At 72.4% G+C, this 18,765-nt stretch carries 12 protein-coding genes; 5 read left to right on the forward strand and 7 right to left on the reverse strand.

Translation table 11 applies throughout. The features are described 5' to 3' along the window. Positions 1 to 58: 58 nt before the first annotated feature. The 3 genes from ACXJKB_RS00585 to ACXJKB_RS00595 form a co-directional block, all read right to left on the reverse strand. Positions 59 to 322 carry a hypothetical protein gene (locus tag ACXJKB_RS00585; protein WP_457184556.1) on the reverse strand — a complete coding sequence of 88 codons (264 nt, stop codon included), beginning with the start codon at positions 320 to 322 and terminating at the stop codon, positions 59 to 61. 653 nt (positions 323 to 975) lie between these two features. Further along, positions 976 to 2,208, reverse strand: a complete 1,233-nt coding sequence (locus tag ACXJKB_RS00590) for a fatty acid desaturase family protein (RefSeq protein ID WP_457184557.1) — start codon at positions 2,206 to 2,208, stop codon at positions 976 to 978. A 33-nt stretch (positions 2,209 to 2,241) separates the two neighbouring features. Further along, entirely contained in the window at positions 2,242 to 3,372 is a 1,131-nt protein-coding gene (locus ACXJKB_RS00595; RefSeq protein WP_457184558.1) for a ferredoxin reductase, read from the reverse strand. A 103-nt stretch (positions 3,373 to 3,475) separates the two neighbouring features. On the opposite strand from ACXJKB_RS00595, the gene ACXJKB_RS00600 reads away from it, so the two are divergent. Next, complete coding sequence (locus ACXJKB_RS00600; RefSeq protein WP_457184559.1) at positions 3,476 to 4,657, forward strand: PucR family transcriptional regulator; 1,182 nt, start codon at positions 3,476 to 3,478, stop codon at positions 4,655 to 4,657. Positions 4,658 to 4,800: 143 nt separating this feature from the next. Here the strand turns inward: ACXJKB_RS00600 and ACXJKB_RS00605 are convergent, their stop codons facing one another. Further along, a complete protein-coding gene (locus tag ACXJKB_RS00605; protein ID WP_457184560.1) occupies positions 4,801 to 6,312 on the reverse strand; it encodes an amidohydrolase in 1,512 nt (503 codons plus the stop codon). Beyond that, the gene (locus ACXJKB_RS00610; protein WP_457184561.1) at positions 6,309 to 7,538 is read right to left on the reverse strand and encodes an amidohydrolase family protein; all 1,230 of its coding nucleotides are present in this window, start codon (positions 7,536 to 7,538) and stop codon (positions 6,309 to 6,311) included. Before ACXJKB_RS00610 ends, ACXJKB_RS00605 begins: the two co-directional genes overlap by 4 nt. Positions 7,539 to 7,623: 85 nt before the next feature. On the opposite strand from ACXJKB_RS00610, the gene ACXJKB_RS00615 reads away from it, so the two are divergent. Further along, a complete protein-coding gene (locus ACXJKB_RS00615) occupies positions 7,624 to 8,277 on the forward strand; it encodes a hypothetical protein (RefSeq protein WP_457184562.1) in 654 nt (217 codons plus the stop codon). 29 nt (positions 8,278 to 8,306) lie between these two features. Further along, entirely contained in the window at positions 8,307 to 8,936 is a 630-nt protein-coding gene (locus ACXJKB_RS00620) for a hypothetical protein (protein ID WP_457184563.1), read from the forward strand. 8 nt (positions 8,937 to 8,944) lie between these two features. On the opposite strand, the gene ACXJKB_RS00625 is transcribed toward ACXJKB_RS00620, so the two are convergent. Further along, on the reverse strand, positions 8,945 to 10,399 hold the full coding sequence (locus tag ACXJKB_RS00625; RefSeq protein WP_457184564.1) for a serine/threonine-protein kinase: 1,455 nt from the start codon (positions 10,397 to 10,399) through the stop codon (positions 8,945 to 8,947). Positions 10,400 to 10,419: 20 nt separating this feature from the next. On the opposite strand from ACXJKB_RS00625, the gene ACXJKB_RS00630 reads away from it, so the two are divergent. Both ACXJKB_RS00630 and ACXJKB_RS00635 read left to right on the forward strand, forming a co-directional pair. Further along, positions 10,420 to 10,998, forward strand: a complete 579-nt coding sequence (locus ACXJKB_RS00630) for an RNA polymerase sigma factor (RefSeq protein ID WP_457184565.1) — start codon at positions 10,420 to 10,422, stop codon at positions 10,996 to 10,998. Further along, entirely contained in the window at positions 10,995 to 12,539 is a 1,545-nt protein-coding gene (locus tag ACXJKB_RS00635; RefSeq protein ID WP_457184566.1) for a M1 family metallopeptidase, read from the forward strand. Before ACXJKB_RS00630 ends, ACXJKB_RS00635 begins: the two co-directional genes overlap by 4 nt. Positions 12,540 to 12,578: 39 nt before the next feature. On the opposite strand, the gene ACXJKB_RS00640 is transcribed toward ACXJKB_RS00635, so the two are convergent. Continuing rightward, positions 12,579 to 18,638: a carboxypeptidase regulatory-like domain-containing protein gene (locus ACXJKB_RS00640; RefSeq protein WP_457184567.1), complete on the reverse strand. Its 6,060-nt coding sequence runs from the start codon at positions 18,636 to 18,638 to the stop codon at positions 12,579 to 12,581. Between the last annotated feature and the right edge of the window lie 127 nt (positions 18,639 to 18,765).

The raw sequence follows: 18,765 nt of genomic DNA on the forward strand, positions 1-18,765 counted from the left end.
GTCCCACCCGTCACACCGGGAGGCGCATCGGGGAGCACCCGATGCGTGCGTCACACGGTCAGTCGACGGGCGGCCGGGGCAGTGGCGCGGTCAGGGTGAGCTCGGCGAACGAGCCGTGCCCGCCCCCGCTGCGCAGGAAGATGCGCGAGCGCCGCGGCGCCGGCACGCGTGAGCGCGGAGCTTCGTGGATCGGGATGACGTCGGCGTCGGGTCCGTCGGTCGTCTCGGGTCCGGGCCGGGCGACCAGCGCGCCGGTGAACTGCTCGAGCGACTTGATGCGACCGGTGAGATCGATCCCCTGGGCGTTTCGGTCGTGCTTCATGGGCGGACTCCTTCTGTCCCCACCTGACGGCCCCCCACGGACCGTCTGCAGAGGACGCTAGGAGCCCGGCCGCCGGACTTCCTTTACTCATGGAAGTCTGGGAGAAGCCTTCGGGAGACGGTCCAGACCAGGGCTCACGAGACCCGTGGAACCTTGACCGCCGCTCCGGGTCCGGACGCACGCGAGCACCCTGCAGGCAGTTCGAGCACCAGGACCCCGGCCTCACGCTCAGCCGCGCGGCGCGAGCCGCGAACTGCCTTCATGGTGCTTCCGCCGGCCGGACGCACGAGAGCCGGAGACCGTACGACTTCTCGTCGTACGGCCTCCGGCTCTGTCCGACAGTCCCCTGTGCTGTCGGTCCCCGTGCTTCAGGCGACGGGCTGACGGACCGTGGACCCCCCGTCCACGGCCGCGCGCGGCCGCGGTACCGACGGCCGCGCCTCGGCGCTGACGTCGTACCCGGGCTCCCCCACGGAGCCGATGCGGATCATCGGGCCACGCCCGATGTGCCGGTCACCCTGGTGGTGCTCGTGGTCATCTCGTTCTCCCCATGTCGAGTGCTCACGACAAGAAGGATGCTCCTGCGGCCGTTCTGATACATCCGTGTTTCTACCGAGGTCCAGACCAGCTGAATTGCGGTAGCCAAGCAGGGGTCAGGCGGCTGCCCGGGACTCGCTCTCGAGCTTGCGGCCGAGCAGGCGTCGCGTACGACGATCGCCCGTGGCCATCTTGTAGAGGATGGCGAGCTGCTGCGGCGCGTTCTTCTTGTTCGTCGTCGCGAGCCAGCCGTTGGGCAGCGAGAGCCGGATGACCTTGTGCCAGGCCGACGCGACCTGCTGGGGCATCGGCCGCGCGCAGTAGGTGAGGTCGTACTTCTCGAAGAGGGCCTGCACCTTGGGCGCGATCTCGCCGTAGCGGTTGGACGGCAGGTCGGGGAAGAGGTGGTGCTCGATCTGGTGCGAGAGGTTGCCGGTCATCAGGTGGAGGAACTTCGAGCCGGAGATGTTGGCGCTGCCGAGCATCTGCCGGACGTACCACTCGCCCTTGCTCTCGCCCTCGATGGAGCGCTTCTCAAAGGTCTCGACGCCCTCGGGGAAGTGGCCGCAGAGGATGACGGAGTTGGACCAGAGGTTGCGCACGACGTTGGCGGTGAAGTTGGCCGCGAGGGTCGGGACGAAGGAACCGGTGGGGATCGACAGGACCGGGTGGACGACGTAGTCCTTGGTGGCCTGCTTGCGGATCTTGCCGAGGACGGCCTTCACGCGGCGGCGGAACTCGGGGTCCTTGGTCTGCTTCTTCTTGATCACCGCGCCGAGCTCGAGGTCGTAGGCGGCGATGCCGTACTCGAAGAACACGGCGTTGATGAAGCAGAAGAGCGGCTGGGCGAGGGAGGCGGGCGTCCAGGTCTGGTCCTCGTCGACGCGCATGATGCCGTAGCCGAGGTCGTTGTCCTTGCCGATGACGTTGGTGTAGGTGTGGTGGAGCTCGTTGTGGCTGTGCTTCCACTGCTCGGCGGGCGAGGCCATGTCCCACTCCCAGGTCGAGGAGTGGATCTTGGGGTCGCGCATCCAGTCCCACTGGCCGTGGAGGATGTTGTGGCCGATCTCCATGTTGTCGAGGATCTTGGAGATGCTCAGGCCGGCGGTGCCGAGCACCCAGGCCGGCGGGAACGCGCTGAAGAGCAGGACCGCACGCGAGCCGAGCTCGATCTTGCGCTGGGTATCGATGACGCGCCGGATGTACGCCGCGTCGTCGGCGCCGCGGTCGTCGAGGATGTCCTGGCGGATGGCGTCGAGCTCGATGCCGATCTGCTCGATGTCGGCCTCGGTGAGGTGCGCGATCGGGTTGGTCTGGCCGAGGACGGCCTTCTTCTGGATCGTGGTCATGTCGATCTCCTCAGGGGTGTTGGAGGTCAGGCGTCAGTGGTCGATGTGGCACGGGCCGGCGGCGGCGTTGATGCAGGTCTGCACCTTGAGGTCGCCGGTCTCGCCGGGGACGGCGGTGGTGATCGCGCCGTTGCGGAGGTCGCGCACGCTGCCCTCGCGCAGCGGGATGACGCAGCCCATGCAGATGCCCATGCGGCAGCCGCTCGGCATCAGCATCCCGGCGTCCTCGGCGGCGTCGAGGATGGGCGTCGCCCCGTCGAGGTCGAGCGTCGTGCCCGAGCTGAAGGTGACGGTGCCGCCGTCGCCGGGCTCGACGCGGGCGGTGCGGAACTGCTCGGTGGTCAGGGTGATGCCGGCTGCCTCGTGGTGGGCGGCGAGGGCGTCGAGCAGGCCGGCCGGGCCACAGGCGAGGGTCTGGCGCTCGGCGAGGTCGGGGACCAGGTCGGCGAGCTGGTCGACGTCGAGGACGCCGTGCTCGTCGTCGTAGCGCGCCACGAGGCGGATCGCGCCCGCGGCGTCGAGCGCCTCGAGGTCGCGGATGAAGATCGAGTGGGGGTGGCTGGGCGCGACGTGGACGACCACGATGTCGTGGTCGGCGCTGCGGTCCGGACGGAGCACGCCCTCGTCGGTGCTCGGGAAGAGGTTGCGCAGCATGCCGATCACCGGCGTGATGCCGGACCCGGCGGTGACCATGAGGAACTTGCCGCCCTCAGGCGGAAGCACGAACTCACCGGCCGCCTGCTCGAGGTGGACCAGGGTGCCGGGTCGCGCCTCGTGGACGAGGTGGTTGCTGACCAGGCCGTCGGGGACGGCCTTGACGGTGATCGAGATGCGGCCGTCGCGGCGCGGGCCGTGAGTGAGCGAGTAGGCCCGCCACTGGCGTACGCCGTCGACGTCGATGCCGATGCGGAGGTACTGGCCGGGCACGTGGCCGGCCCAGTCGGCACCGGGGCGGATCACGATGGTCGCGGCGTCGGCGGTCTCGGGGTGCACCGACTCGATCCGTCCGCGCAGGTCGGCGCCGGAGCGCAGGGGCGCGAAGAGGTCCATGAAGTCGGCCGGCAGGTAGGGCGTGGTGGCGGCCTCGGCGACGCGGACGAGGTGGTCGCCCAGTCGACGGCTCCGGGCACTGCCGCGGGCAGGCGGCTCGAGAGTCGTGGTCATGGCATCCAATCTCCCCGATGTCGGCCCGTTCTTCCTGCTCTCCCCACGTGAATCGCGGCTAGACTCTTGTTCGTCGCGAACAAAACAGACCTCAGGAGTCCCGATGGTCACTCGCCCTGTGCGCCCGACCACACAAATACAGACCATCGTCGGGCTGGACCCGAAGGTGGCCGCCGCGCTGCGGTCCCACCTCGCGGAGGTCGCCGACAGCGCGGTGCTGACCATCATCGACGAGGTGCCCAGCTATGCGGGCGCCTGGAGTGGGCGGATGGGCGAGGTGATCCGCAACGCGGTGCAGCTGGCGCTCGGCGGCTTCCTCACGCTCGCCACCCGTCAGGACGCCGACGCCCCGAAGGCGCCGGCCATCGAGGGCGCCTACCAGCTCGGCCGCGGCGAGGCGCGCAGCGGTCGTACGGCCGAGGCGCTGCTCGCGGCCTACCGGATCGGCGCCCGCGCCTCGTGGCGCGACATGTCCGGCGTGGCCGTGGAGGCCGGGGTCGACGCGGGCCAGCTCGCGAAGTTCGCCGAGCTGGTGTTCGCCTACATCGACGAGCTGTCGGCGGCCTCGGTCGCCGGGCACACCGACGAGCTGGAGAGCAGCGGGCGCGTCCGGCAGCGCAACCTCGAGCGGCTGGCGCGGGCCCTGCTCACCGGCGCGCCCGCCGACGCGACCAACGCCGCTGCCGAGCGGGCCGACTGGGAGCCGCCTGGTGCGCTGACCGCGCTCGTGCTGCCGGAGTCGCAGGTCTCGCACGCCGTCACCGCCCTCGACCCGGGCACGCTCCAGCCGAGCGACGACGTCCCGGGGCTGCCGGAGGGCCACGCCTCGCTGCTCGTGCCCGGCACCGGCTCCGCCACCGCGCGTCGTACGCTGCTCCGTGCCTTGCGCGGCACCGACGCGGTCGTCGGCCCCGCCGTCCCCTGGCTGGAGGCAGCTGCGTCCTATCGTCGCGCCCTGCGCTGCGCGTCGCTCGGCCTCGACGGGCTCGTCGACTCCGACGAGCACCTCGCCTCGCTGGTGCTGGCCGCCGACGCATCCGCCCGGGACGACCTGCGCGCGCGGGTGCTCGCACCCCTCGCCGACCTGCGCCCCTCGACCGCCGAGAAGCTGACCGACACCCTCCGCAGCTGGCTGCTCAACCACGGCCGCCGTGACGCGGTGGCCGAGGAGCTGTTCGTCCACGCCCAGACCGTCCGCTATCGCGTCGGCCAGCTCCGGGAGATCTACGGCGACCGGCTCGAGGACCCGGCCTTCGTGCTCGACGCCACCCTCGCGCTGGCCTGACCGCCCTCGAGCGGTGGCCCAGCCACATTCCTGAGCATGCAGACGTGGCTCACGCACCGCTCAGCCGGCGCGTCGGCCGCGGCGCGCGCGGTGGCGGTGCGCCAGCCACATTCCTGACCCGTGGCAGGTGGGTGGGGCACCGCTCAGGGGCGGGCGTACGCCGTCTCGCCCGCGACCCAGGTCTCGACGACGTGGTCGGCGAAGGACCGCAGCCGCCGGGCGTGGTCGCGGTCCGACGCCCCGTCGAGGGGGTCGGCGTCGAGGAGCGCCAGGTCGGCGTGGTGCCCGACCGCGACCGTGCCCCAGCCGTCGGTCGAGGYGGCGAGCGCCTCGCGGGCGGTGATCGACTGCTCGGGGTGCCACGGCTCGCGGTCGTCGCCGGAGCGGTGGACCGCGCTGGCGATGGCGAGCCACGGGTCGAGCGGGGAGACCGGGGCGTCGGAGCCGAGGACGACGTCGACGCCGTCGTCGAGCATCCACCGCAGCGGGAAGCAGCGCTCCGCGCGGCCCGGCCAGAGCCGCTCGGTGACGTCACGGTCGTCGAGGAGGTGCGCAGGCTGCACACTGGCGCGCACACGGAGGCGCGCCATGCGGCGTACGTCGTCACGCGTGGTGAGCTGCACGTGCTCGATGCCGCCGCGGGCGCCGGTGTCCTCGAAGGCGGCGAGCGCCTCGGTGACCGCGCGGTCGCCGATGGCGTGCACGGCGACCTCGAGCCCGCCGGCCGCGGCGCGGGTCAGCAGCGCCCGCAGCTCGTCCGGGCTCTGGTTGGGCTGGCCCTCCTCGAACCCGGGGACGGCCTTCTCCGCGTAGGGCTCGCAGCACCACGCGGTCCGGGTGTTGAGCGAGCCGTCGCTGATGATCTTGAGCGGCCCCATCGTCAGGCGCGGGTCGTCGGCGAGCGGGTCGCCGGAGCGCAGGCCGCGGGCGAGCACGTCGTCGAGCCCGTCGGCGTAACAGGCGTGACGGATCCGCAGCAGGTCGGCGCCGCCGGCCCACCGCGCGGCCCAGTCGGCGACGCCGCCGCTGAACTCGAGGTCGACGAGCCCCACGACGCCCTGCGCCGCCGCGGCCTCCATCGAGCGTCGGTAGGCGTCGGGGCCGGTGCCGTCCTGGCCCAGCACGGACGAGAGCCGGCCGTAGGCCATGAACCACTCGGCCTCGCTCACGACGCTGTCGCGGATCGGCAGGGCGAGCGCGTGGAGCGCGATCGTGTTGAGCCAGCCGTGGTGGCCGTCGCCGGCGATGAGCACGATCGGCAGGTCGGTCCCGATGGCGTCGAGGTCGGAGACCGTGGGGTTGTCGGGCCACGCGGTCGGCCGGTGCCCCCACCCGATGACGGGCAGGTCGGGCCACTCCTCCAGCCGCGCGCGCACGAGCGCGACGGCCTCGGCGCTCGACCGGGCGGGGCCGAGGTCGAGCCGCGCGGACGCGAGCGTCCACTGGCCGAGGTGCACGTGCTGGTCCCAGAGCCCGGGCATCAGCCAGCGCCCGGCCGCGTCGTACGACGTCTCGTCGCCGCTCAGCGACGCTCCGACCTCGACCACCCGGCCCCCGTCGAGGCGTACGTCGAGAAGTCCCGGGACGGCCTCGGTGACGGCGACGAGGCGGGCGTTGCGGATCAGCACGAGGCCACCGTAGGAGGTGGGGCTCACCGCTCGACCGCGACCCCGCCCACCCACACCGCGAGCGGTCGGGAGAGCGCGGTCACGTCGGCGGCAAGGTCGCCGTCGACGACGAGCAGGTCGGCGAGCCGGCCGGTCGCCAGACGACCGGCGTCGATGCCGCAGTCGTCGGCTGCCACCGAGGTGGCGGTCGCGAGCGCCTCGTCCACCGGCCACCCGCCCCGCACCAGCTCGGCGACCGCACGCCACAGCTCGCCGTGGCGCTTCGCCGGCATCGCTCCGGCGTCGAGCCCGGAGATGACGCGGATGCCGTGCTCGCGCAGGCGCACGGAGTTGGCGGCGACCCGCGCGAAGTGCTCGTCGCGGTCGGTGATGCCGATCCGCTGGAGCATCTCGAGGACGTGCGGCGGCATGGCCGACTCCGGCGGGAACCGCGCCGGGTCGTTGCCCAGGGTCGGGCAGACGGTGACACCCGCGTCCGAGACGCGGGCGAGCAGGTCGGGAGGTGGGCCGGCCCCGCCCTCGCTCATGCACGTGAAGTGCTCGATCCCGTCGACCCCGGCGTCGGTCGCGACCTCCGCCCCGGTGACCGAGTGGGCGTGCGCGACGACCCGGAGGCCGGCCGCGTGGGCGGCACCCACCAGCCGGCGCAGCGGGGCGACGTCGAACTGGGCGCCGAGCATGTCGCTGCCGGGCGTCAGGAAGCCGCCGCTCGCCATCACCTTGACGATGTCGACGCCGCGCTCCACCCGCTCCGCCACTGCGCGGTCCACCGTGGCGGGGTCGTCCGGGTCGACGTCACCGCCGAGGAACCAGCAGTGCCCGAGCGGGATCGTGATCGGTGGACCGGCAGCCACCACCCGCGGCAGCCCCTCGCCCTCCCGTCCGCGGTGCTCCAGCACGCGGTAGCCGGCGTCGCCGAGGTCGCGGACGCTGGTCACCCCTGCCGTGACCTGCGCTCGCAGGCCGGCCGTCACCACCTCGTCCACCGCCGCCGGGGCGGCCGTGCCGGCCCACTCGAGGCTCCCGGGCGTGCCGGGGAACGCTCCCGACGCGACGAGGTGGACGTGGCAGTCGACCAGCCCGGGCAGGAGGGTGCCGTCGACGTCCGTGACGGGTACGTCGTCCGGCGGGCGGAAGGCGGCGGCCTCGACGCCGACGACCCGGTCACCCTCGATGACCACCGTCGCGCCGTCCGGCAGGAACCGCGCCCCGTCGAACGCGCGGCCCGCCCGCAACGCCCACCGGGAGCCCATCTCCCGATGGTGCGCCCGGGCAGCCCCGGCCGCACCCGGGCGGCTCCCTGGACCAGACCACCCGGCCGGCTGTCATGATGGCGCCGTGAAGTGGCGGGGGCCTGCAGCACTGGTCGCGCTCCTGGCGATCGGTGTCGGGGGCGGCTACGCCGCGTCCGCACAGAGCCGCGACGGCTCCATCGGGTCGGGCGTCCCCGCCCCGGTGCCAGCGCAGGCCCCGGAGATGCCGGTCGAGGCACCGCAGCCACCCGCCCCCGATCCGACCGACCCCCCGCTCGAGCCCGACATCGCGATGGCCCCGCAGAAGGTCGGAACCGGCAAGTTCGAGATCACCTTCCCCGCGCCCGTCGGGTGGAGCACCAACGCCAACGCGAGCAACGAGTGGAAGTGGAAGAAGCCGGGCACGTCCAACAACACCTACGTGATGCGGATCGAGCAGATCAACAGCCAGGACATCACGATCGAGGACGCGATCAACATCCGCATCGAGCGGCTGCGCGCCGAGCAGGACGACGTGGTCATCGTCGACCGCGGTGCCGAGACGCTCGAGTACACCTACCGCAGCAACGAGGGCAACGCCCGCCACAGCTTCATGCGGTGGCTCGACCTCGACGCCAGCGGCCAGGCCGACGTGGAGATCGTCGTGCACGGCCGCGAGAAGGACGTCCCCGGCACGCGCGACCTCATCCGCCGAGTGGCCGAGGGCATGCAGGGGGCCGGCGGCGGGCCTGTCGGCTGAGCACACCCCCACGGACTAGGTTGGCGCCCGTGAACTGGCGGGGGACGGCAGTGCTCGCGCTGCTGCTCGCCATCGGGGTCGCGGCGGGGTTCGGCGCGTCCTGGGTCCTGGGCGAGAACCCGTCGGGGGGCGGCTCGGCCGCACCGGTGCCCGCCTCGCCCAGCCTGCCGGTCGACCCCGTTCCCGAGGTGCTGCCAGATCCCCGCACCCCGCCGCTGGAGGCGGGGGTCCCGCTGGTGTCCCAGTCGGTCGGTGCCGGCGACTTCCGGATGACCTTGCCGGTCCCGAAGGGCTGGACCTTCTCCGAGAACTCCCTGAACGAGTGGCAGTGGCGACCGCCCGGCCAGCCGGACTTCGGTTACGTCCTGCGGGTGGAGCAGGTGCTGAGCAACCGCCGGTCGATCGAGTGGACGCTCGACCGACGGATCGACGAGCTCCGCGAGGACGAGAGCAACGTCGAGGTCCTCGACCAGACCAACGACAGCCTGCACTTCTCCTTCATCACGTCGAACCACCTGCGTCACGGCTACCTGCGGTGGCTCGACCTGACGGGTTCCGACAACGCCCAGGTGGAGATCGCCGTCACCGGACGTGAACGCGACGACCCCGGGATGGCGGACCTGATCGCCAGGGTCGGGTCGGGCATCCGGCTCGGCTGAACTGCGCCTCAGACGCCGGAAGCCCGCACGGAGTCGAGCACCCGCCTGGCGGTCGGGCTGTCGTCGGCGCGGATCTGGATCCAGAGCAGCTGGTTCTGGTTGACCCGGATGATGCGCTCGACCATGAAGTCGACGCCGGGGCACCCGCTGAAGAAGACCGTCATGATGTCGTCGCCCTCCTTCTCGTCGAAGTAGGGGCCGCGCTGGACCGAGCACTCAGGGTGGCCAGGCACGCGGGACGGCAGCCGGTCGCCTGGCAGGACGCCGACGAAGACACCCTCGCCGGGGTCGTCGTCGGAGTTCCACCCCGAGCGGGTGCCGGCTGCGAGGGCGGCCTGCTCGGGCCGGTCCTCGAACGGGACCCACTGCTCGGGGTCCACCTGGCGGGCCCAGGACGGCGGCACGGTGACGAAGACCGTGCCGGTCACGTCCTCGACCGTGCGCTCGGAGGTCCCGGAGCGCTCGAACGCCCAGCCGGCGCCGGTTCCTGTGGTCAGGGCCAGGACGGCGGCCGCGATCCACGGCCATCGACGACGGCGTGAGCGGGGACCTGGCGGCTGGTCGCCCGCCACCCCGGTCGCCTCGGTGCTGGCAGCGGCGCGGGTCAGGTCGGGGTCGGCCGGGATCCGGGCCGCCGGCGTCTCGTCCACCGGCTCGCCCACGGCCTCCACGAGGGCAGCGGTGAACGCCGCGACGTCGGGGAACCGGTCCTCGCGGTCCTTGGCGAGACCGCGGAGGACCACCTCCTCGACGGCGGGCTCGTCGATCCCCATCGGCTCGGGCGGAGCGGGGTTCTCGGCGGCCACGAGGCTCGCGTGGGAGTAGGGCCGGCGACCGGTCAGCAGGTGGTAGCTCAGGGCGGCGAGCGAGAACTGGTCGGCGCGCGGGTCCAGCCCCTCGCCGAGGGCCTGCTCGGGGGCCACGTAGGACGGGGTGCCGCCAGCCATGGTGAGGCGCGATGACATGTCCATCGCCTTGCCGAGGCCGAGGTCGCCGAGCATCGCCACGATGTGTGCGCCGCGTCCGTTCTCCACCGTGCGGAACAGCACGTTGGCGGGCTTCACGTCGCGGTGCAGCACGCCGCGGTCGTGGAGGGCGGTGAGCCCACGACCGACCTGGGTGATCACCGACACCGCCTGCGACCGCGTCAGCGGCGAGAGCTCGATCAGGTCGGCCAGCGTGCCCTGGTCGGCGTACGCCATCACGAGGTAGGGGCGCTCGTCCTCCAGCTCGCCGGCGTCGTAGACGGTCACGACGTGGGGCGACTCCACCTTGCGGAGGAAGCGGCCCTCCTCGAGGAAGCGCTGCCGGATGTGGTGGTCGTCGGTCCAGTTGTCCGCGAGGACCTTGATGGCGACCGGGCTGTCGAGGTGCTCGTCGTAGGCGAGCCAGACCGTCGCGAACGCTCCCGACCCGATGCGACGGCGCACCGGGTAACGACCGAGACGAGAGGGAGCGGACACCCGGGCATTATCGTGCAGGGGTGGACTATTCGGGGGACCCGGGCGACGCGTTGGCGCCGGACGACATCGACGAGCTCGCGCGACGCGCCCAGGACGGCGACCGTGACGCGCTGGAGCTGCTGCTCACCGCGGTGCGCCCGCGGGTGCTCAACATCTGCCGCGGGGTGCTGCCCTACTCGGGCGACGCCGAGGACGCCTGCCAGGAGGCGATGCTCAACGTCGCCACCAAGATCGCGTCGTGGGGCGGGCGCGGCCGCTTCACCACCTGGCTGCACATCGTGTCGGTCAACAGCGCGCGCACGACGTACCGCCGACTGAAGAACCTCGCCACGCCGACCGACTTCGAGGACGGCTCGCACGACCGTCCCGACCCCCGCACCACCAGCGTGATCGCGGGCACCCGGCTCGACCTGCTCGAGGCGATGGAGACGATCGAGAAGGAGCACCCGCAGTTCGTCGAGCCGCTGCTGCTGCGCGACGTCTACGGCCTGCCGTACGACGAGATCGCGACGCTCGTCGACGCACCGCTCGGCACCGTCAAGGCGCAGATCCACCACGGCCGCAAGCTCGCCCGGCCGCTGCTGCGTGGTGAGCGGTGACGCACCACCGCGTCCGCGGGGTGCTGGCGGCGGCCCTGTCCCTCTCCGTCCTGGCTGCGTGCTCCGGTGAGGATGCCGCTCCCGACGAGCGGCAGGACCCGCCCTCCGCCGCGGCGTCGCCGGAGAGCGAGGCGGCCACCGGCGAGGCACCCGACGACCAGGGGTCGGACGGCCCCGCCCCCGGACCGGTGGTGAGCGACCCGGAGGAGCCCGACCTCGACCTCGCGGTGTCGGCGCCGCGCGAGGACAGCGTCTACCCCGCTGTCGGCGACCCGCGCGTCGACGCCCTGCACTACGAGCTCGACCTGACCTGGGAGCCCGACGCCGAGCACCTCACCGGCGCGGCGGTCATCACCTTCCGTGCGGCCCGCACGGCGCGGCGCTTCCAGCTCGACCTCGGGCCGGGCCTCACCGTCGGCGAGGTCGCCCTCGACGGCGAGCCGATCCCCTTCGCCCGGCGCGGCAAGGACCTCGTGCTGCGGGCGCCGATCGAGGAGGACGAGCGCTACGAGCTGAGCCTCGACTACGTCGGCACTCCGGAGCCCGCCCCCGCCCCGACCACGCGCAGCGACTTCAGCACGACCGGCTTCACGGTGACCCGCAAGGGCGAGGTGTGGACGATGCAGGAGCCCTACGGCGCCTACACCTGGTACCCCGTCAACGACCAGCCGTCCGACAAGGCGCTCTACGACATCACCGTCCACGCCCCGGCGGAGTGGACCGGCATCTCCAACGGCGAGCTCACGGAGTTCACGAGCGACGCGCGGGGCACGACCACGTCGTGGCAGCTCGACGAGCCGGCGTCGTCGTACCTCATCACGCTCGCGATCGGCGACTACGTCCACAGCAGCAACACCTCCGACGGCGGGCTGCGGGTGGACTACTGGACGCCTCGCGGCATGAAGCGTCCGCTCGACTCGATCAAGACCGCGGCCGCGACCGTCGACTGGGTCGAGACCCGGCTCGGCGACTACCCGTTCGACTCCCTCGGCCTCGTCGTCACCGACTCGCAGAGCGCGATGGAGACCCAGACGATGGTCACGCTCGGCACCAACGACTACGTCTTCTCGCCGCAGGTCGTCGCGCACGAGATCGTCCACCAGTGGTACGGCGACCAGGTCTCGCCGGCGGACTGGCGCGACGTCTGGCTCAACGAGGGCATGACGATGCTGCTGCAGTGGGTCTACGAGGACGAGCACGGCCTCCGGCCGCTGCGCCAGAACGTGCGGCTCGCCCGCTCCGCCGACCAGCAGCTGCGCGACGACTTCGGGCCGCCGGGCGCCTACGACCCGCGCCAGTTCGGCAGCTCCAACATCTACTACACGCCCGCGCTGATGTGGAACGAGCTGCGCCAGGACCTCGGCGACGACGAGTTCTACGCCATCGCCCGCTCGTGGTTGGCCGACCGCGACAACACCTCGGTGTCGCGTGAGCAGCTCTACGACCACTGGGAGAAGGAGACCGGGCGCGAGCTGTCGGCGTTCTTCGACCGCTGGATCATGGGCAGGCGGACGCCGGCGCCCGGGGTCCCGCAGGGTTGAGCCGGCGCGCCGCCCCGGTGCCCGGGGCGGCGCCAGGCGCTACTTCACCTTCTTGGCCGCCGACGTCTTGACGACCGTGGTGAGGCCGGCCTTGCTGTAGGTCACCTTCACGCTGACCTTCGTGCCCTTGTCCTTGGCGGTCAGCTTGTAGGACGCCTTCGTCGCCTTCTTGATGGCCTTTCCGTTGCGCAGCCACTGGTACTTCACCGTGACGCCGACCGGAGAGACGGCCCCGATGACGGCCTTGACCGTCTTGCCGACCTTGAAGGTGCCGCTCGCCTTGGGAGTCGGGCACGTGATCGCGGTCGGCGCGGGCGGCGGGACCGGCGTCGGGGTGGGGGTCGGCGTGGGGGTCGGCGTCGGCGCGGGGGGCGGCGGGGGCGGCGGCGGAATCACCAGCGCGGCCACGGCAGCGGTCTCCGTCGAGGTCGCGGTGGCACCCGTCCATCCGGTCTTCGACGCGGTCACCCGCACCGACAGCTTCTTCCCGACGTCACCGGCGACCGGCGTGTAGCTGCTGGTCGTCGCGCCCGCGATCACCGATCCGTCGGCGAGCCACTGGTGGGCGTAGCTCCCGTCGGACGGCGTCCACGTGCCGCTCGTCGCCGTCACCGCCTCGCCGACGGTCGGCGTGCTGTCACTGACGACCGGGAGGACCGTGTTGGCGATCGTCGGCCGTGGTCCCACTGCCGAGGTCTGGTCGGACGTGGCGACCCCTGGGGTGAAGCCGGCCTTGGTGGCCGTCACCTGCACCGAGAGCTTGGCGCCCTCCTGCGCCGCCCCCACGACGTACGTCCTCGCGGTGGCGCCCCCGATGGCGGCGTTGTCCGCGAGCCACTGGTAGGTGAACGTCAGGCCACCCGCCTCCGACCAGGTGCCGTCGGACGCGGTCAGGGTCTGGCCCACCACCGGGGTCGTGTCGTCGACGGCCGGCTTCCCGGTGCTGCTGATGAACGGGGTGGTCGCGGCCGCGACCGCCGTCGTCTCGGCCGAGGTGGCGGAACCGGTGAGGTGCTCGGCCTTCGTCGCGGTGACCCGCACCGACAGCTTCTTGCCGAGCTGCCCCAGCGGGACCTGGTACGTCTTCGACGTTGCCCCGGTGATGTCGGCGCCGTCCGATCGCCACTGGTAGGCGAACGAGACGCCGTCGGGGGTCCACGTGCCGTCACCGGCGGTCAGCACCTGGCCGACCTCGGGGGAGGTGCCGCTGACGGTCGGCAGCGCGGTGTTGCTCACCTGGGGCTGCGGGGCGACGGCGGCGGTGGTGGCCGAGGTGGCACTTGCGGTCACGAAGCCCGCCTTCGTGGCGGTGACCCGCACCGACAGGACCTTGCCCAGGTCGCCTGCCGCCACGACGTACGCCGACGTGGTGGCACCCGCGATGGGCGTGCCGCCGGCCAGCCACTGGTAGGCGTAGCTGCCGTCCGAGGGGTTCCACGTCCCGGGCGTCGCGGTGAGTGACTGGGCCACCGCCGGCGTCGTGTCGCTGATGGTCGGCGGCGCCGTGTTGGTCATCGTGGGCGGCGCAGGCACCGCCGAGGTGGCCGCCGACGTGACGCTCGCACTGGTGAAGCCCGCCCTGGACGCGGTCACGCGCACCGCGATCGTCCTGCCGACGTCACCTGCGACCACGGTGTAGCTGCTCGTCGTCGCGCCGGCGATGGGGCTGCCGCCGGCCAGCCACTGGTAGGCGTAGGTGCCGTCGGACGGCGTCCAGGAGCCGGGGGTCGCCGTGAGCGCCTGGCCCACGTCCGGGGTGGTGTCGTTGATGGTCGGCAGGGCGTTGTTGACCATCGGCGGCGCGTCGGGCGGACCGACGACCAGGTCGTTCGGGACGGCCGTGCTGGTCGCCCGGGTCGCCGGCACAGGGACGGCACTACCGGCCGACGGCGAGAGGGTCCCCGCGCCGTCGTAGTACGCCGTGGTGCCCCCGCAGCCGCCCCCGAGCACCCGGAGCAGGTAGTCCCCGGTGGTGAGGCCGGGCACGACGTAGGTGCCGTCGGCACCCGAGGGACGGGACTGGCGCGAGACCCGCGACCCGTCGCCGGAGTAGGCCGTCACGACACAGCCGGCGATGGGGTTCGACGAGGTGTCCCGCACCCGACCGGTGAGCCGGCCGCCTTCTACCAGGACCGCGCTGACGCCCATCTGGGTGGCGGCGGCAGCGAGGGTGAAGGTCTGTGACGAGCCGACGCCCAGGTGCTCGGCCCTGCCGTTGTAGAACTGCGCCTCGGCGACGTCGTAGCCGGGGTCGCGGGCGAACTCGGCGCGGTACGTGCCGGGCACCAGGCCGGTCACGGTGTAGGCGTTGGTGTGGGCGTTCACCGCTGCGCTGCCCGCGAACGCACCGGTGGTGGCGTCCCGGACCACGATCCGGTCGTCCCAGCCGGAGAGTCGCTGCGGGAAGGTGACGGTGCCCGTGACGGTGGCGGCATCGTCGAGGACCGCGTCGACCCCGGTGACGTCGGACGCCGTCCCGAGGACGACCGTGCTGGCGGCCGCCTGCGTGGCTGCGTTGTTCCACCACTCCGAGACCCGGTTGTCGTACGCCGAGATGTTGACCTTGTAGGTCCCGGCCGGCAGGTAGCCGCGGTAGACGCCGTCGGCGTCCGTGTTGTCGGAGTCGACGAAGGTGTAGCTGCCGCCCGGCTGCAGCTGGTAGAACGCCACGCTCGCGGTGTCGACGGGACCGCCGACGCCGGTGACCGTGCCCGTGATCGCGCGGCCCCTCGCCAGGGTCGCGTCCACAGTCACGGGCGCCGCCGTCGACAGGGTGACGGCGTTAGCCGTGGCGAGGTCCGGCTTGTCGAGGTTGAACTCGGGGATCAGCCTCGACGACTCGAAGCGGACCTTGTAGCTGCCGGGAGGCAGGGTGTCGATCACGTAGTCGCCGTTGGAGTCGGTGAAGTCYGTGGCCAGGACCGGCGCAGATGCGAGGTCCGTCGCGCTCGAGGGGTAGACCCTCACCTGGCCGAACACTGGCCCGTCCGGTCCGGAGACGCGCCCCCTGAGGACCGCTGCTGCGGCGAGCTGGGCGTTGATCGATCCGACATCGGCGTTGGAGACCACCACGGACTGGGCGGCGGCGGCGCTGGCCGCGTCGTTCCACCACTCGGTGAGATGGCCGCTCCGCTGGAACTCGACCCGGTACGTCCCCGGCGGCACGTACGTCGTCCAGGTGCCTGTCGCCGATGTGGTCGCGCCCGTGTAGTAGTCCCAGTAGAAGCCGCCCTCACCGTCGTCGTACCTGCCCTCGACGGTGACGTCGGCGTCGGCCAGGGGTGTGCCGGTGGGTCCGGTGACCGTCCCGGAGATCGTGCGCGCGGCCGCCAGCGCGGCGTTGGCGGTGGCCGTGCTGCCGGTGCCGATGAGGATGCGGTCCGCTGCCGCCAACGTGGGCTTGTCGTTCCAGTACTCCGTCACGAACCGGTCGGCGGCGATCTCGACGACGTAGGTGCCCGGGGCGAGCGAGTCCACGGACCATGCGCCGGTCGCGCTCGTCGAGGCGTAGTCCACGTCCTCGAAGTCGCCCGGGGCGACCTCGCGGTAGACGGTGACGTACGCGTCGGTGACCGGTCCTGCCGGCCCGGTGACGGTGCCGCTGATCGTTCCGGCCCGCGCCAGTGCGGCGTTCAGGCCCGTGCGGTTGCTGCCGTTCACGACGACGAGGGTGGCCGCGGACTCGGTCGAGGCGCCGGAGTACCACTGAGCGAGGTAGCCCCTCCGGGAGAAGCGGATCCGGTAGGTGCCGTCGGGTGCCGTGGTGCTCCACGAGCCGTCGGCCGCCGTGGTCAGGTCGGCGACGGTGCGCCAGCGGACGTCGTCCTGGGTCTGCACGCGACGCTCGACGCGCACGGCGGCATCGGCGATGGCCGCTCCGCCTGCAGCTGCGGTGACCGTGCCGGAGAGCGTGCGCTGGTTGGAGGCCAGGGTGGCGTTGACGGTCGCGGTGCCGTTCAGCGCCACCGGGACGTCGTCGGCGAGCTCGACGTCCGCCTTGTCGAGGTTGAACTCCGCCGTCATCCCAGGCGCCGCGAAGCCGACGCGGTAGTTGCCGGCGTTGAGCCCGGTCACGGTGTACGCCCCGCCGGCGGTCGTCTGCACGGAGCCCGCCTGCACGAAGCTCGGGTTCGACCACCGGTAGACCCGCACGGTGGCGCCGGTCAGGGCGCCCGACGGTCCGTTCACGGTGCCGCTGATCCGGCCGTAGCGGTCGAGGGCGATGTCCTTGCCCGCTTGGTCCGCGCCGGCCGCGACGACGATCCGCGCGGGTCGGGTCGAGGTGGCCGGCTCGGTGTAGGAGCGCGTCTGGTGCTCGTTCGCCGAGGCGGACACGCGGTAGGTGCCCGGTGCCACGTCCACGGAGTAGGCCCCGCCCGCACCAGGGGTCGCGGACGCTACGGACTCCCAGTAGCTGCCGTCCGGGCCGGTGAGCTTGCGGGAGACCTGCACCGACGGGCTGCTGAGCGCCCCGCCAGCGCGCGACGTCACCGTGCCGGTGATCTTGCGTGCCGCCACGAGCGCAAAGCTCGCGGTGGTGGTGCTGTTCTTGGCCGCCGTGATCGTGTCCGCCAGGAACACCTCGGGCTTGTCGTTCCAGCACTCGGGCGCCAGGCCGGTGGCCGAGTCGACGCACACGCGGTAGCCGCCGGGGCCCAGGCCGCCGAACGAGTAGGCACCTCCCGCCGCGGTGGTCGCGGAGTCCCTGAAGGTCCAGCCAGCGGACGAGAACCGGCTCGGGGCGTAGAGGACGACGTCCGCACCGGCGACCGGACCGGAGGGACCCGTGACGGTGCCCGAGATCTGGCCGCCGACGTCGAGGACGGCGTTGGCGGTGGCGGTCGCCCCCTGGCTGACCGCCACGTCGGTGGCGGTCTCGAGGGTGTCCTTGTCCTGGTAGTACTCGGGCAGGTAGCCACCGGCACCGAAGGTCGCGAACCCCACCCGGTAGGTGCCGGTGCGCAGGCCGTCGACGGTGTAGGCGCCGGCGTTGTCGGTGAAGCCGCTGCCCACGGACTGCCACTGACCGCCGACGAGGCGGTAGGCCGTGACCGACACGCTCGGGATCCCGACGTTGCCGGCGTTGCGGACGACGCCGCTGATCTTGCCGCCCACGGTGAGCGCTGCGTTGATGTTCGCGATCGGGGCCTGCGCCACCTGGACCAGCTGCGCGTTCGCGGCGTCGAGGGCGTCGTCGTAGTACTCGGAGAGGTAGCCGTTCGCCTCGAACTGGATGCGGGTGGCTCCCGCCGGCACCCGCAGCGTGTAGGTGCCGTCGGCCGCGGTGGTGGCGAAGCCAACCTGGTCCCAGTAGGTGTCACCGAACTCGTCGGTCACCTGCTGCTCGGCGGTCACGCTCACGTTGGCGAGGTTGGCCCCGCCCGTCCCGGTGACCCGGCCGGACACGGCCGTCAGCCCTGCGAGCGTGGCGTCGGCCTGCTGCACGGCACCGGCGGCCACGACCACGTCGTCGGCGGTGGAGAGGGACGTCTTGTTGTTCCAGTACTCGGCGGTGTGGCCGGCCGCGCTGAAGCGCAACCGGTAGGCCTTGGGCGCGAGCCCGGCGAACGCGTAGTGGCCGGCGGCGTCCGTGTCGGCGAAGTCGGCGGCCGACCAGAAGTCGTCGGACGCGTCGTACTCGTAGGCGGTGACGGACGCGCCGTTGATCGCTCCTGCCGGGCCGGTCACCGTGCCGGTGATCACAGGCGGCTGCGGCATCTGGAGGACGACGTCCTCACCGAAGAACTCGTCGGGGAACAGCGGCGACGCGTCGGCCAGTGAGGTCGCGCCGTCGTAGAAGACGGCGCCGACCCCGGTCTTGGCGGCACCGACGTAGTACTCACCGGACAGCCCGGTGAACTCGAAGGCCCCGGTGGGTCCGGTGAGCCGCGTCGTGCCGGTCGGCACCTGCGCGTCGTCGTAGAGCGTGACGGTCGCGCCTGCCAGCGGCTGGCTGTCCGGCCCTCGCACGACACCGGTGATGGTCCCCGGATCACCTGGCGCGGCGGACGCCGGCGCGAGGGGCGCCAGCACCACGGCCAGGACGAGGAGGAACAGGCCGACGGGGCCTGCGACGCGACGGGCTTCTCGAGTGACCACAGCGATCTCCGTACAGGCGTGGCCCGAGCCTGATGGACAGCGTGCTGCACCGTAGAGCCGGGCGGGAACGCGTCAGGAATCACCTGTCAGCGAATACCCACGCTGGTGTACGCACCCCTACCCCTGC

Source organism: Nocardioides sp. P5_E3 (genome assembly GCF_054049275.1).

Excerpts from the sequence above, each read along its gene's own strand:
- ACXJKB_RS00585 (WP_457184556.1), bottom strand. The coding sequence starts at position 322 with ATGAAGCACGACCGAAACGCCCAGGGGATCGATCTCACCGGTCGCATC.
- ACXJKB_RS00590 (WP_457184557.1), bottom strand. The coding sequence starts at position 2,208 with ATGACCACGATCCAGAAGAAGGCCGTCCTCGGCCAGACCAACCCGATC.
- ACXJKB_RS00595 (WP_457184558.1), bottom strand. The coding sequence starts at position 3,372 with ATGACCACGACTCTCGAGCCGCCTGCCCGCGGCAGTGCCCGGAGCCGT.
- ACXJKB_RS00600 (WP_457184559.1), top strand. The coding sequence starts at position 3,476 with ATGGTCACTCGCCCTGTGCGCCCGACCACACAAATACAGACCATCGTC.
- ACXJKB_RS00610 (WP_457184561.1), bottom strand. The coding sequence starts at position 7,538 with ATGGGCTCCCGGTGGGCGTTGCGGGCGGGCCGCGCGTTCGACGGGGCG.